13 protein-coding genes are annotated in these 13,842 nt (G+C 60.4%); 1 reads left to right on the forward strand and 12 read right to left on the reverse strand.

Going from position 1 to position 13,842, the window contains the following annotated elements; genetic code table 11:
- Positions 1 to 575: transposase (locus QD461_RS32825; RefSeq protein ID WP_414091224.1), on the forward strand; the 575-nt coding region annotated here is incomplete at its 5' end.
- A gap of 26 nt (positions 576 to 601) precedes the next feature.
- Here the strand turns inward: QD461_RS32825 and QD461_RS32830 are convergent.
- The 12 genes from QD461_RS32830 to eutB form a co-directional block, all read right to left on the reverse strand.
- Complete coding sequence (locus QD461_RS32830) at positions 602 to 2,047, reverse strand: Glu/Leu/Phe/Val family dehydrogenase (RefSeq protein WP_037136561.1); 1,446 nt, start codon at positions 2,045 to 2,047, stop codon at positions 602 to 604.
- A gap of 44 nt (positions 2,048 to 2,091) precedes the next feature.
- Entirely contained in the window at positions 2,092 to 2,589 is a 498-nt protein-coding gene (locus QD461_RS32835) for a UPF0262 family protein (RefSeq protein ID WP_004128902.1), read from the reverse strand.
- Between the two features lie 12 nt (positions 2,590 to 2,601).
- Positions 2,602 to 3,735 (reverse strand): acetyl-CoA C-acetyltransferase, encoded by a 1,134-nt coding sequence (locus QD461_RS32840; protein WP_004128900.1) that lies wholly within the window; start codon positions 3,733 to 3,735, stop codon positions 2,602 to 2,604.
- A 70-nt stretch (positions 3,736 to 3,805) separates the two neighbouring features.
- The gene (locus QD461_RS32845; RefSeq protein WP_004128898.1) at positions 3,806 to 4,435 is read right to left on the reverse strand and encodes a 3-oxoacid CoA-transferase subunit B; all 630 of its coding nucleotides are present in this window, start codon (positions 4,433 to 4,435) and stop codon (positions 3,806 to 3,808) included.
- 16 nt (positions 4,436 to 4,451) lie between these two features.
- On the reverse strand, positions 4,452 to 5,150 hold the full coding sequence (locus tag QD461_RS32850) for a CoA transferase subunit A (RefSeq protein ID WP_004128896.1): 699 nt from the start codon (positions 5,148 to 5,150) through the stop codon (positions 4,452 to 4,454).
- A gap of 104 nt (positions 5,151 to 5,254) precedes the next feature.
- Positions 5,255 to 6,664: an aldehyde dehydrogenase family protein gene (locus QD461_RS32855; protein WP_004128894.1), complete on the reverse strand. Its 1,410-nt coding sequence runs from the start codon at positions 6,662 to 6,664 to the stop codon at positions 5,255 to 5,257.
- Between the two features lie 138 nt (positions 6,665 to 6,802).
- The gene (locus QD461_RS32860) at positions 6,803 to 8,206 is read right to left on the reverse strand and encodes an aspartate aminotransferase family protein (RefSeq protein ID WP_004128893.1); all 1,404 of its coding nucleotides are present in this window, start codon (positions 8,204 to 8,206) and stop codon (positions 6,803 to 6,805) included.
- Positions 8,207 to 8,616: 410 nt separating this feature from the next.
- Complete coding sequence (locus QD461_RS32865; RefSeq protein WP_004128892.1) at positions 8,617 to 9,672, reverse strand: C45 family autoproteolytic acyltransferase/hydolase; 1,056 nt, start codon at positions 9,670 to 9,672, stop codon at positions 8,617 to 8,619.
- A 118-nt stretch (positions 9,673 to 9,790) separates the two neighbouring features.
- Positions 9,791 to 10,972: a M24 family metallopeptidase gene (locus QD461_RS32870; protein WP_004128891.1), complete on the reverse strand. Its 1,182-nt coding sequence runs from the start codon at positions 10,970 to 10,972 to the stop codon at positions 9,791 to 9,793.
- A 30-nt stretch (positions 10,973 to 11,002) separates the two neighbouring features.
- Positions 11,003 to 11,719, reverse strand: a complete 717-nt coding sequence (locus tag QD461_RS32875; RefSeq protein ID WP_004128890.1) for a hypothetical protein — start codon at positions 11,717 to 11,719, stop codon at positions 11,003 to 11,005.
- A gap of 121 nt (positions 11,720 to 11,840) precedes the next feature.
- Entirely contained in the window at positions 11,841 to 12,830 is a 990-nt protein-coding gene (eutC, locus tag QD461_RS32880) for an ectoine utilization protein EutC (protein ID WP_004128888.1), read from the reverse strand.
- The gene (gene eutB, locus QD461_RS32885) at positions 12,827 to 13,816 is read right to left on the reverse strand and encodes a hydroxyectoine utilization dehydratase EutB (RefSeq protein WP_004128886.1); all 990 of its coding nucleotides are present in this window, start codon (positions 13,814 to 13,816) and stop codon (positions 12,827 to 12,829) included. The genes eutC and eutB overlap by 4 nt, the downstream gene beginning before the upstream one ends.
- Between the last annotated feature and the right edge of the window lie 26 nt (positions 13,817 to 13,842).

The raw sequence follows: 13,842 nt of genomic DNA on the forward strand, positions 1-13,842 counted from the left end.
CAACACTGACCTCAACTCTCAACACTGACCTCAACTCTCGCTTCGCCGCCGTGCGCGTCAGGCCCGCGTCCAGGGATTACAAATTGACCGAGCCCCGCGCCGAGGAATGGCTGCTGATCGAATGGCCCGAGGGTGATGCCGAACCACTCAAATACTGGCTCTCCACTCTCCCGGCCGCCGCTTCGCTCGCAAAGCTCGTCAGCACCGCCAAGCTGCGCTGGCGCATCGAGCGCGACTATCAGGAACTCAAACAGGAACTCGGGCTCGGCCACTATGAGGGACGCGGTTGGCGCGGCTTCCATCATCATGCAAGCCTCTGCATTGCCGCTTACGGATTCCTCATCTCCCAAAGGGAGACGATTCCCCCCTCAGCGCCGCCCGAAACCAAAAACCGCCCGCAATCTGGCCTTCCCCAGGGTTATCGACCCCGCGGAGCCCCCGATCCGACCCGAGCGACACGTGTCGAATTCGATCGCCACAATCCGAAGGCACTTGACCGTCGCACTCAGTCGCAACCTCCAGCGATGTCCATGCTGCTCCCGGATGAAGGATCGATAAAATCCACAAATTTGTGACGCAGTAAGACTAGGCAGGCAATTGATCAGATTCCTATCGCTTCATAAGCATCGGCGATCTGCCGGATCGACGCGACATAGGCGGCGGTCCGGTAGTCACCGAGTTCCGGTTGCTGTTCGATGAGGTCGGCGATCCGTGTCCAGGTGCTGCGCATGACGTCTTCGAGGCCGGACCGGACGAGGTCGATCTCGGCGCCGCCTTCGAGGAATTCATCGCGGATATCGGCGGGGAATTCCTTGCCGGTCATGCGTTCCAGCGCCATTGCGATGGTCTGGTTGCGCCGCTCGCGCCGGCGCCGTTCCATCAGACCGAAGGGAATATGCGTCAGGTTCTTTACCCACTCGAAGTAGCTGACGACGACACCGCCGGCATTGACGTAAAGATCGGGAAGAACGGTGATCCCTCGGGTGCGAAGCACCTTGTCAGCCTCGAAGGTGATCGGGCCGTTGGCCGCCTCGACGACCAAATTTGCCTTGATGCGGTCTGCATTGCCCGCATGGATGGCATTCTCCATGGCCGCCGGAATGAGGACGTCGCATGGCTGCGCAATGCCCGTCATATCGCCGGCAAACGAGGTGGCGTCTTCGAAGCCGAGAATGCTGCCGGTCTTGATATGATGCTGCTTCAGCGCCTCGATCGCAAGACCATCGGCGTTGGCGACATAGCCGTCGCGTTCGGCAACAATCGTCACCCGGGCACCGTCTTCTTCAGAGACGAACTTTGCCGCATGGTAGCCGACATTGCCGAAGCCCTGGACGATGATTGCAGCACCCTTCAGATCGCGCTTGCCGTTCAGGCCGGCAGTGCGCGGATCGCGGAGATAGCTCTGGATGGCGAACTGCACGCCTCGGCCGGTTGCCTCGGTGCGGCCGGCAATACCGCCCTTCGACAGCGGCTTGCCGGTGACGCAGGCGCGCGCGTTGATGACATCGGTCGGATTGGCGCGGCGGAACTCGTCCATCATCCAGGCCATTTCCCGCTCGCCGGTGCCGATGTCGGGTGCCGGGACGTTGACGCCGGGGCCGATCAGGCCGCGCTTGTTGAGTTCCTGGGTGAAGCGGCGGGTGATGCGCTCGAGCTCCTGCGGCGTCCATTCGCGCGGATCGATCTTTAGCGCGCCCTTCGAGCCGCCGAACGGCACATCGACCAGCGAGCATTTGAGCGTCATCAGCGCTGCCAGGGCCTCGACCTCTTCAGCATCGGCATTCGACGCATAGCGAATGCCGCCCTTCACCGGCTCGCAGTGCTCGCTATGGACCGAGCGCCAGCCGATAAAGCTGTACATGCGACCCCGCAGGCGGACGCCGAACCGAACCGTGTAGGTCGAGTTGCACTGCATGATCCGCTCCGACAGGCCTTCCGGCAGGTCGAGGAATGTCATGGCATGACGGAAGTTTTGGTCAACGCTATCCAGGAAGCCTGCGGAGCTGGTTTCTCCGGCTTGCACGTTGCGTTGTGGTATTGCGTTCACTGGGGTGTTCCTCCTTGGTGGGAAAGTTTCGGGCCGAAGCTGTGTCAGCTCAGCAGAACTCGACGGTCGGCATTGCGCACGAGCAGGGCGTAGATCAGTGTGAACAGCCGGCGGGCGGTGTCGTTGTCGATGTTCACTTTCGCTGACAGCCGGCTTTTCAGCAGTTCGGCTGCCTCGTTATGGACGCCGCGCCGGCCCATATCGATCGCCTCAAGCCGTTCAGGGCCTGGGTGGCGGATGGCGTCGTAGTAGCTCTCACAGATGCGGGTGTAGTCTTTCAGCAATCGGCGGAACGGCGTCAGCGACAGGTAGTGACTGACGACATGCTCGCCATGGGCATCGGCGACATGTAACGCGAGGCGCCCGTCGGCCGCCGCAATCGTGAGGCGGTATGGCCCGCCATCGTGACCGACCGGAATGAAGGTGTTGGATTCCAAGAGGTCGATAACCGCGAGCGCTTGCTCCCGCTCAATTCTCGCGTCCCGGCCAGCGAACGACCGGTCGAGCGATACGTCGCAGAGACGGTACTCGGCGGAGGCCATGGCCCTGCCTCCTCACATCGCTTCCACGCACATGGCGACACCCATGCCGCCGCCGATGCAGAGCGTTGCCAGACGTTTCCTGGCGCCGCGGCGCTTCATTTCGAAGAGCAGCGTGTTGAGCACGCGGGCGCCGGAGGCACCGATCGGATGGCCGATGGCGATGGCGCCACCATTGACATTGACGATGCCAGGATCCCAGCCGAGGTCCTTGTTGACCGCGCAGGCCTGCGCCGCGAAAGCCTCGTTGGCCTCGACCAGCTCGACATCGCCGATCGCCCAGCCGGCTCTGGCCAGCGCCTTGCGCGAAGCCGGGATAGGGCCGGTGCCCATGACCTGCGGGTCGACGCCGGCCGTTGCCCAGGAGACGATGCGCGCAAGCGGCTGGATGCCGCGCTTGGAAGCCTGCGCTTCGCTCATCAGCAGGGTGGCGGCGGCGCCGTCATTGAGGCCGGAGGCGTTGCCGGCGGTGACCGTGCCTTCCTTGTCGAAGGCCGGACGCAGCTTGGTCATCTGGTCGAGCGTTGCGCCGTGGCGGATATATTCGTCCTGGTCGACGGTGACGTCGCCCTTGCGGCCATTGACGATGAAGGGAATGATCTCGTCGGCGAAACGCCCAGCCTTCTGTGCGGCCTCGGCCTGGTTCTGCGAGGCGAGTGCGAACGCATCCTGCTCCTCGCGGCTGAGCTGCCACTGACGGGCGACGTTCTCGGCGGTGATGCCCATATGATAACCGTAGAAGGCGTCGGTCAGGCCGTCCTTGATCATCGTGTCGATCATCTTGAAGTCGCCCATCTTCATGCCGCCAGCGACGATGATATCCGCATCACCGGTTGCAATCTGCTGCATGCCGAGCGCGACGGCGCGAAGGCCCGAGCCACAGAGCTGGTTCATGCCCCAGGCGGTCTTTTCCTGTGGGACACCCGCCTTCATCGCTGCCTGGCGCGCCGGATTCTGGCCCTCGCCAGCCTGCAGCACCTGGCCGAGGATCACCTCGTCGACTTCACCCGCTTCGACGCCCGCGCGCTCAAGTACGCCCTTGATGACGGCAGCACCGAGCTCATGCGCCGGCGTGTTGCCGAAGGCGCCGTTGAAGGATCCGACCGCGGTGCGGCCAGCACTGGCGATGACGATCGATGGGATGCTCATGGTGGTCTCCTCTATGGTCCTCGCGAAGCCGGCACAGGCCGGCTCCAGCTACTCGGCAAAAGGCTCAGGCCTAGTTGACGATGGTCGCCTCGGTGGCGCTGCGGATCTCGCCGTCGGTGACGCCCTCGGCAAGCTCGACCAGCTTCAGTCCGCCATCGACGACGTCGAGCACACCGAGATTGGTGATGATCCGATCGACGACGCTTTGTCCGGTCAGCGGCAGGGTGCAGGCCTTCAGCACCTTGGATTCGCCTGATTTGTTGGTGTGGTCCATGACGACCACCACCCGCTTCACACCAGCAACCAGATCCATCGCGCCACCCATGCCCTTGACGAGCTTGCCGGGGATCATCCAGTTGGCGAGGTCACCGTTCTCGGCTACCTCCATCGCGCCCAGGATCGCCATCGCGATCTTGCCGCCGCGGATCATCGCGAAGCTCTGCGCTGAATCGAAGAAGGCGGAATGCGGCAGTGCCGTCACCGTCTGCTTGCCGGCATTGATCAGATCGGCATCGATCTCACCCTCGGACGGAAAGGGACCGATGCCGAGCAGGCCATTCTCCGACTGCAGCGTCACGTGGACGCCGTCAGGGATGTAGTTGGCGACCAGCGTCGGGATGCCGATGCCGAGATTGACGTAGGTGCCGTCTTGAAGTTCGCGTGCAGCGCGCGCCGCCATCTGGTTTCTGTCCCAGGCCATGTGTTTCTCCCCAGCCTCAAGCCGCCGCGCGCGTGGTGCGCTGTTCGATGCGTTTCCCGTGCTGACCCTGGATCAGGCGATGCACGTAGATCCCCGGCACATGGATGTGATCGGGATCCAGGCTGCCGACCGGGACGATTTCCTCGACTTCAGCGACACAGATCTTGCCGCATGTGGCGGCCGGCGGATTGAAGTTGCGGGCCGTCTTGCGGAAGACGAGATTGCCCGAGGTATCCGCCTTCCAGGCCTTGACGATCGACAGGTCGGCGACGATTCCAGTCTCGAGAACGAAGACCTCTCCATCAAAGACCTTGAGTTCTTTTCCTTTCGCGACGACGGTGCCGACGCCGGTCTTGGTGTAGAAGCCGGCAATGCCGGCGCCGCCGGCGCGCATGCGCTCGGCAAGTGTTCCCTGGGGGTTGAACTCGAGCTCGAGTTCACCGCTCAGATATTGCCGCATGAACTCGGCGTTCTCACCGACATAGGACGAGATCATCTTCCGGATCTGCCTGGTCGTCAGCAGCACGCCAAGGCCGAAGTCGTCAACACCGCAATTGTTCGACGCGATTGTCAGGTCCTTGGTGCCAGCTTTGCGGATCGCATCGATCAACAGCTCCGGAATGCCGCAAAGGCCAAAGCCACCCGCCGCGATGAACATGCCGTCGAACAGCAAGCCCTCAAGTGCTGACGTCGGATTGTCGAAGATTTTGTTCATTCTCCCCCCATCAGGTTCGGCTGTTGCGGCGCCGAGGCGCCGCCTGGATTCATTCACTTGGGTTCGAAAGTCCGGCAGCGGTATCAAACGGCTGCTAGGTCCCTTTACCCACGGTTGATACAAACGACCTTTGGCTGGGTCATCTCTTCATAGGCGAAGCGCACGCCTTCCCGGCCCATGCTGCCGTATTTGGAGCCGCCGAATGGCATGGCATCGAAGCGGTAGTCTGAGGAGTCGTTGATCATCACGCCGCCAGCTTCGATCCTGGCTGCGGCGTCAAGTGCGACATTGAGGTTGCTGGTGAAGATGCCGGCGTGCAGGCTGTATTCGGGTTCATTGGCCAGCTCGACCGCTTCATCGAGCGTCTCGAACGGTGCAAGCATGACCACGGGCGCAAACACTTCTTCGTGCCACAGGCGGCAGGTCACCGGCGTACCTTCCAGCACCGTCGGGTGATAGAGCGACCCTTCGCGTTTGTGGCCGCAGAGCAACTTCGCGCCGGCGGCGATGGCGTCGTTGACGGCTGCTTCGGTGCGTTGGGCGACCTCCTTGGAGATCATCGGACCGACATCTGTGTCCTCCTTCAGCGGATCGCCGGCCTTGAGTTTGTTCGTCGCCGCCACGAAAGCATCGCGGAAGCGCTCATAAAGCTCGGCCTGGACAAGAACACGCTGGGCGCCGATGCAATTCTGACCGGCTGCCCAGAAGGCGCCGGAGACGCATCCTTCAACCGCCTTGTCGAAGTCGCAGTCGTTCATGACGATGACCGGCGCATTGCCGCCAAGCTCCATCGCGAGTTTCTTAAGGCCCGCCTTGCGGCTGATCGCTTCTCCGGTAGCGAAGCCGCCGGTAAACGACACCATGCGAACCTCACGCGCGGAGACGAGAGCCGAGACGATCTCGCGATCGCCGTGAACGACGGTGATGATCTCGGGTGGCAAGCCCGCTTCCACCAAGGCTTCGACAAGCTTGATCGAGGAGAACGGCGTCAGGTTTGACGGTTTCAGCAGAACCGCATTGCCGCCGGCAATCGCCGGACCGAGCTTGTGCGCGACCAGGTTCAGCGGATCGTTGTAAGGTGTAATGGCGGTGATGATCCCGAGCGGCTCGCGGGTGAACCAGCCCTGACGCTGTTCCGAGCCGACATAGGCATCGAACGGTACGATCTCACCGGCATTGCGCTTTGCCTCCTCGGCAGAGAGCTTTAACGTATTGACGCAACGAAGCACTTCCTTGCGCGCCTGGACGATCGTCTTGCCGGCTTCGCGCACGATGGTTTCGGCAAATGCTTCACGGGGGCTCTCGATGATCCGCGCAGCTCCTTCGAGGATGCGCGCGCGCTCATGTCTCGGCAGCCTGGCTGAAAGCTCTGCGCCGCGACGGGCGCGGGCCAGAAGTTCGTTAATTTCGCTCGCATCCGTGGCGTCAATCGTCCCGAGGACAGACCCGTCATAAGGGCTGTAAACAGTGATCGGCGCCAGACTGGTGGTGATATGAAGTTTGGCAACGGTCATAGGCCGGCTTCCTCTTGCGTGATGATGCGCCACCTGCGCGGCGGCTGAGTTGGTCGGTCAGGGCAAGGAGAGGTCCCTGCCCTGTTCTCGTTTCCATGACTGCATTGGTTGCGGTAGGAGCGACCGACCGCTTGGCGGTCAGATTTTCTGACCGTTCAGAACCAGGTCATCGATGACGCAGCGTACTGCCTTTTCCGCAATCGAGACGATCTCGTCGATCTCCGCCTTGGTGGTGACGAGCGGCGGCGCGAAGCCGAGGATGTCGCCATGCGGCATGGCGCGGGCGATGAGGCCCCGGTCTCGAGCAGCCTTGGAGACGCGGGCACCGACCTTCAGCGACGGATCAAACCTGGTCTTGTTCTCACGGTCGGCAACGAATTCAATCGCGCCCATCAGGCCAACACCACGCACTTCACCGACGATCGGCAGCTGCGCGAACTTCTCCTTGAGCTGGGCCTGGAAATAGGCACCGACTTCGCGGGCATTGCCGGGCAGGTCTTCCTTTTCGACGATGTCGAGCACCGCGTTTGCGGCGGCCGCACCGATCGGGTGCCCGGAATAGGTATAGCCATGCGAGAAGGCGCCGACCTTGTCAGCTCCCTCTTCCATGACCTTGTAGACCTTCTCGCCCACGATCGAAGCCGATAGCGGAAAGTAGGCCGAGGTCAGGCCCTTGGCGACCGTGATCAGGTCGGGTTCGATGCCGTAGTGCTGCGAACCGAACATCGAGCCGGTGCGGCCGAAGCCGGTGATCACCTCGTCGGCGATCAGCAGCACGTCGTGCTTCTTCAGCACCGCCTGGATTGCTTCCCAATAGCCTTCCGGCGGTGGCGTGATGCCACCGGTGCCAAGCACCGGCTCGGCGATGAAAGCGCCGACATTGTCCGGTCCAAGCGTCTCGATCATCTCGTCGAGCTCGGCGGCGCGACGGGCCGAGAATTCGCGTTCGGTCTCGCCGGGGTTGGCGCCCCAATAGTGATGCGGAACACCGGCGTGATCGATCTGCGGGAGCGGCAGATCCATATGGTCGTGATAGAAGCTCATGCCGGTCATCGAGCCGGAGACGACGCTACAGCCATGATAGCCGCGTTCACGCGAAATGATCTTCTTCTTCGTCGGCTTGCCACGCAGATTGTTGTAGTACCAGACGAGCTTGGCCTGGGTCTCGTTGGCGTCCGAACCGGACATGCCGTAGAACACCTTGCTCATCTTGCCGGGCGCCATCTTGACGAGGCGGTCGGAGAGGATAGCCAACTCATCGGTCGTGTGCGCGGCATAGGAATGATAATAGGCCAGGCGATAGGCCTGACGAGAGATCGCCTCGGCAACCTCGGTGCGGCCATAGCCGACATTGACGCAGTAGAGACCGGCAAAACCGTCGATCAGCTGGTTGCCGTGCGCATCCTGGATGCGGATTCCCTTGCCGGTCTCCACGATCGTCGGTTCGCCGAGCTTGCCGGTCGCAAAGTCCTTCAACTGGGTGAAGGGATGCAGGACCGAGTTACGATCTTTCTCAGCGATGTCTTTGATGTTGATGGTCATTTTAACCCCTTCGGTCGCCGCTTTTCAGCTGCGCGCTTTTCTTCCTGTGAACCTGGGCCTGATCAAGTGCGAGCAGCAAAACCTCGACTTGAGGACAGCTTTCGCTTGCCCGACCCGCTCAGATGATATTGCCTGTAGGTGCTAGCTTCATCGCACCATTTCGCTCCGGGGTGACGCCGGGTTCCTGCAATCTTCCTCGCTTTTTGCAGGAATTCGCTATCGGTGGAGGCTTTGCTGATTTGACCCGTGCGGTCGGCTCATTGGGTTGGATCGACCGCGGAGACATAGGTTGAAGAACAAAGCGAGGATCGAGGGTGCTTGAGGACCGGCCCACCTCAGGTGAGATTGGAATGTCAGGCCACACTCTCCACCCATCGCAAGCGTCCGCGCAGCCTCAAAACATCACCAGCCTACTTGACTAGCACCGTTCCTCCCAGGACATCGCACTCGTTGGGGGCAGCATGGACGCTCCAATCAACCCGGTCAGCGGATAGCGCGAACACGCCCATCGCCAGAGTTTGCGACCCATCGATTGTTCCGTTCTTGTAGATCGGCACCGTCTCATCGAATAGAGCGACTTCTGCGTCTTCAGCGAGCCTTTGTCCGGCAGTAACCCGGTCCACTGCCGCCTGACGATCGCGGGAAGAGGCGCTGATGGTCTGCTCCAACTGGGCGAATTCTTCGAAGATCAAATGGTTCGCATGGCCTTGGGGGGTGACGGCCTCCCGAATGGCGCAGCCTGAAGCGGGAGCCTCGATTGAGACGAGCCGGCGCGTTTTCGTCTCGCCGAGATTATGATGGAATCCGCTGGCACGGTCCTTGCGCTTGAGGATTTCTACCGCATCGCATAACGACCTTGAGTCGAGGATCGCGCGGCAGATGATGTGTCGGGGTACTCCAGGCTGAAGATCATGCGCGGTGATGTTATTTATCGTCTGCACGAGCCCCATCTCATTGAAGCCAAACGTGTGGCCGGGCAGCATGCCAGGGTACATGAAGCTGGCCCAGGCTGGTCCCTCGTCCGGCTCGACTTCAACCCAAAAGCAGGCGCCGAGGAGCGCTTGGTCACCGTCCTCGTTATGGGCAATTATTGCGGGGCGGTCGTCCTGCGCCGGCAGCAGGAGTGTCGTGCATCCATTGGCAGCAACCGACCCTGTTGCCGGGGAGACATCCTCGGGAAGCCGAAGGTCTCCGCGGCAATTCCAGAGGAAGATCGAATCGAAATCTTGACCGGCGCCTTCGGCGATGCCCTCGATTTCGCGCACAAAGCGGGGATAGGTTGCGCGCGCCGCAGCTTCGAGAGCCTTCAAATATGCAGATCGGCGCCACCGGGTATCCAACGCCCGATATTCTTCAGTGTGCAAGACGCGCTCTCGGAAAGCAGAAGCGCTTGCTCGTCCGAGTGTCACGCCGATCGAGAAGGCATCGCCCTTGGCACGGACGCGCGAAATGGGATTTTTGGACATGCGACTTTCCTCATCGTTTCTTTCGCACTTGAGGTGTCCAATTCAAGGAAGCCACGCCTCCTTGTGGCAAGGCGTCACCGGGCGCATTGTGGATCACGATTTCGCCCGGGGATTGGACTCACTCGATAACGAGCAACTTGCGGGGGACATTGGACAGGAATTCGACTTCGCCCTCCGTGATCAAGAAACTTTCGGTAATTTCGATACCCCAGTCGTCGTACCAAAGCCCGGACATGAAATGAAATGTCATGCCTGGGCGCAGCTCGGTCTTATCACCGTCGCGGAAGCTGGCGGAGTTCTCGCCCCACGCCGGCGGGTATCCCATGCCAATGGAGTAGCCGGCGCGGCTTGCCTTCTTCAGACCGTATTTCGCAAGGGCATTTCCGTAGGCCAGAGCGATATCTTCGCAGTAATTTCCCACCACAGCCTTCTCAAGGCCGGCGCTCATGCCTTCCAAAACGGCCTTCTCAGCATCCAGCATTTGCTGGCTCGGCTTACCGAGATAGTACGACCGAGAGAGCGGGCAGTGGTACCGTTTGTGTACACCAGCAAGTTCAAAGAAGATGCTTTCGTTCGCGCGAATGGGCTTATCAGTCCACGTCAGATGAGGAGCTGAGGCATCGGCACCGGCGCCAAGGTTGGGTACGGCTGACGGATAGTCTCCCCAGTAGTCGCCCACACCACGGGTGCCAACATAGGAAATTTCAGCGATTATGTCCGACTGTTTTACTTCCGGCCGCAGCACCTCTGTGATGCGCTCATACATCGCTTCGACAATCTTGCCGGCGCCGCGCATATATTCGATTTCACGAGGGGATTTGACGATGCGTTCCCAGTTGATCATGCGCATGGCGTTTTTGAAGCGCGCGTTGGGAAGTGCGGCTGTAAGGGCTTCGAAACCGGCCGGTGAGAAATAGTAGCTGTCCTTCTCCAGACCGATTATGGCTGAACCGTGCCCCTCATCCGTGAGGAACTGGCCAAGAACGGTCATGGGGTGCAAGGTGTCTGACTGAACGTAGTGGTCCTCGTACCACCTGATCCGATCCTCGCCGATATATGCCGTGCGACGGCATCCATTGGCATCCTGACCACGGCCGAACCAGAGGGGATCCTTGTCCTTTGACACAACAACACATTGTGGCACGTAGAACGAGTTGCCCTCGTAACCGGTAAGCCAGCCCATGTTAGCGGGATCGGTAACGACCAGTACGTCTATGCCAGCTCGCTCCATGGCGCTGCGCGCCTTCTCGAGGCGTGTTCTGTATTCAGAAAGTTCGAACCGTAGTTTCTCGTCAGACATTTCAGTTCCTTTAGATTTGGATGCGCTAAGTCAGACGCGGGCGGTCACAGTCGCAAGCGTCAGTTTGCAGAGGTCGGTAATGTCGTAGATGGGCAGTCCTGTCTTCAGCCGAAGGGCATTTGCAACGACAGGGAAGCCAGTGCACTCGAAGAGTATCATCGCAATCTCGGGGTGGTCGGAGCGCAGTTGATCGATACGGGCACCGACCTCCTGCTGGATCTGATCCAGCGCTGTCCGCACGAACGGCCGCGCCACGGCATTGCGCACGTATACACCACCTTCGATGCCTCCGACGACCACGCGCTTCCGATCCGCCGGGTGCTGGATGCCCAACAGGTCTTCGGTGCAATGTCGCGAATCCGCTGTTAATACCGCGAGCTTTTTCGCGGGCGATAGCTGACGTAACAAAGTCGGAATGAGTAGAAGGCTTGAGGTTATGACGGGTACATTGACTGCTGCAGAGATTGCAGACTGGTGGCGGATAAGGAAGCCGCAGTCAGCGGCAACAACGTTGGCACCTCGATCGACCAATCGCTGTGCAGCCGCAATGCAGGCGTGTTCCAGCGAAGCATCACCTCGAATGACAACCTCTGCAAAGGCGCCTTCCACCATTTCCGTGATCACAGGCCCGCCAAACGTTGCCGGGTGCAATAGGGATCCTTCGCGCGGGCTAAGAAGCGGACTGTCTGGTGACACGCCTTCATCCAGCTCAAGTAGTCCAAGAACAGTGCTGCTTTGCGAAGTCATGATGAAGTTCCTCGATTTCGGACGGGTTTGGTCAATGCGAGTATCGTAAGACGTGTGAACTTGCTCGACTGCGCCTCACGCCCAGGCGGCCACCGACTTCAGTGCCGGCCCAGGCACGTCATCAGTCTATTGTTGTTCCGGCTTTGACGGCCAGCGCTCTTGCGAAAGCAAGATTTGCAATGGCAGTGTCTTGAATACCCGTCCCGGTCAGATCGGCGATCGTGATCTGGCGATCGTCGGTGCGTCCAGCCACAGCACCGGCAACAATCTGGCCGAGTTCTCGAAGGGCACGATCTTCCGCGACAGCCCCCGCCTCAATCGCGTGATGCAACTCACCGAGGCGTCGCGTCTGAGCGAGGCTGTCAGCCACGTAGAGATCGGCGCGCGCAATAGCCTCGGCCTCTACTTCGTTCTTGTGTTCGGCATCGGAGCCCATCGCCGTGATGTGCTGTCCTTGTTCGAGCCATCGAGCTTCCAGGATCGGCTGATCAGCCGGCGTTGTGGTGATGATCACATGCGCACCGGCAACGGCTGCTTCCCGGCTATCGGAAGCGATGACGCTGATGCCCAATTGGTCAGACAGTTCTCGGGCCGTCTTGTTGGCTTTGGCAGCGTCACGCGCCCAAATCCGCGCCTCACGAATTTGTCGGACCAGCATGAGCGCCTGCAACTGTAGGCGCGCCTGCATACCAGCGCCAAAGACAGCAGCCACCGACGCGTCTTTGCGAGCGAGGTGCATTGCAGCCACGGCACCTGCTGCGGCCGTCCGAACATCGGTGAGATAACCATTATCCAGCAACAATGCTTGAACCAAACCGGTCTTGCTTGACAGCAAAACCATAAGGCCGTTTGTACTGGGCAAGCCAATTTCGGGATTGCCGAAAAAGCCGGGGCTGATCTTGATGGCGAAGCCATCGAGACCAGGTACGTAGGCCGTCTTGACGTCAACCTCACCGCGATGCTCCAAAATATCGAGGCGAAGAATTGGCGGCATCACCACTTTTTTTGTTGCAAGCGTGCGAAATGCCTCTTCCACGCAACGCACAGCCTCCAGATCAAGAGTCACCAGATCTCTCAGTTGCCGTTCAGTCAAAATGGTCATCGATCTCATGACGTGGTCCTCGCAATAATATCTGCTGTCTCATCGCTCACGACGCGACGATGTAAATTCATATCGATGTTGCGGCCCGACAGCACAGTCACGACGGGTCCATGAAGGTTGCGCACTTTGTTCGCCAGGAGCGCCGCGATGCCAATCGCCCCTGCGCCTTCGACGATCTCGCGCTCCTGGAGGTATGCATGTCGGATGCCAGCCGCTATTTCGGCTTCGCTCAACAAAATGACATCGTCCAAGAGGTCGCGGCACATGGGAAAAGTCCATTGATTGGCGAGGCCAATCCCGCCGCCGAGCGAATCCGCCAGACTTTCAAACTCATCGACCTGCACCGGGCGACCTGCATCAAGGCTTGCCTTCATCGCAGCGCCGCGATCCATCGTGAGCCCAATGATACGCACATCCGGCCGCTGGCTTTTCACGGCTGCCGCCACCCCAGAAGCCAAACCGCCCCCCGAGAGCTGGATGAGCACAGTCGCCACGTCCGGCAACGCTTCGACGATTTCTAGCCCTAGCGTTCCTTGACCGGCAATGATTGCCGGGTGATCGAACGGCGGGACGAGGCACCGTCCCTCGCCCGCCAACCTCTCGGCCTCTTCCTGAGCGTTATCCTGGGATTTTCCGACGATACGGACCTCGGCACCTAACCGGCGAATTTCCGAGACCTTGTTTTCGGGGACCAGGTTCGACATGCAGATCGTGGCCGTCACACCACACGTGTTGGCTGCGAACGACAGAGCACGACCGTGATTGCCCGTCGACGCGGCCACAACGCCGCGTGCCCGCTCGTCCGCGGACAGTTGAAGAATGGCATTGAAGGCGCCGCGCAGCTTGAAACTGCCTGTCGTCTGATGGTGCTCCAGCTTTAGATATACGGGCACAGCGCAACAGTTCGACAGAGACGGAGAATGCGCGAGCGGCGTAGTGAGTATGTGATCTTTGATGCGCCGTTTTGCGCCTTCAATGTCGTCGAGGTCAATCATCAAGGTCCTCCCTCCGCACCAGCCGC

This window comes from Rhizobium sp. BR 314 (assembly GCF_047445805.1).
GTDB classification, from domain to species: Bacteria; Pseudomonadota; Alphaproteobacteria; order Rhizobiales; family Rhizobiaceae; genus Rhizobium; species Rhizobium lusitanum_B.

Excerpts from the sequence above, each read along its gene's own strand:
- QD461_RS32850 (WP_004128896.1), bottom strand. The coding sequence starts at position 5,150 with ATGAACAAAATCTTCGACAATCCGACGTCAGCACTTGAGGGCTTGCTG.
- QD461_RS32875 (WP_004128890.1), bottom strand. The coding sequence starts at position 11,719 with ATGACTTCGCAAAGCAGCACTGTTCTTGGACTACTTGAGCTGGATGAA.
- QD461_RS32840 (WP_004128900.1), bottom strand. The coding sequence starts at position 3,735 with ATGAGCATCCCATCGATCGTCATCGCCAGTGCTGGCCGCACCGCGGTC.
- QD461_RS32870 (WP_004128891.1), bottom strand. The coding sequence starts at position 10,972 with ATGTCTGACGAGAAACTACGGTTCGAACTTTCTGAATACAGAACACGC.
- QD461_RS32855 (WP_004128894.1), bottom strand. The coding sequence starts at position 6,664 with ATGACCGTTGCCAAACTTCATATCACCACCAGTCTGGCGCCGATCACT.
- eutC (WP_004128888.1), bottom strand. The coding sequence starts at position 12,830 with ATGAGATCGATGACCATTTTGACTGAACGGCAACTGAGAGATCTGGTG.
- QD461_RS32845 (WP_004128898.1), bottom strand. The coding sequence starts at position 4,435 with ATGGCCTGGGACAGAAACCAGATGGCGGCGCGCGCTGCACGCGAACTT.
- QD461_RS32860 (WP_004128893.1), bottom strand. The coding sequence starts at position 8,206 with ATGACCATCAACATCAAAGACATCGCTGAGAAAGATCGTAACTCGGTC.
- QD461_RS32835 (WP_004128902.1), bottom strand. The coding sequence starts at position 2,589 with ATGGCCTCCGCCGAGTACCGTCTCTGCGACGTATCGCTCGACCGGTCG.
- QD461_RS32865 (WP_004128892.1), bottom strand. The coding sequence starts at position 9,672 with ATGTCCAAAAATCCCATTTCGCGCGTCCGTGCCAAGGGCGATGCCTTC.
- eutB (WP_004128886.1), bottom strand. The coding sequence starts at position 13,816 with ATGATTGACCTCGACGACATTGAAGGCGCAAAACGGCGCATCAAAGAT.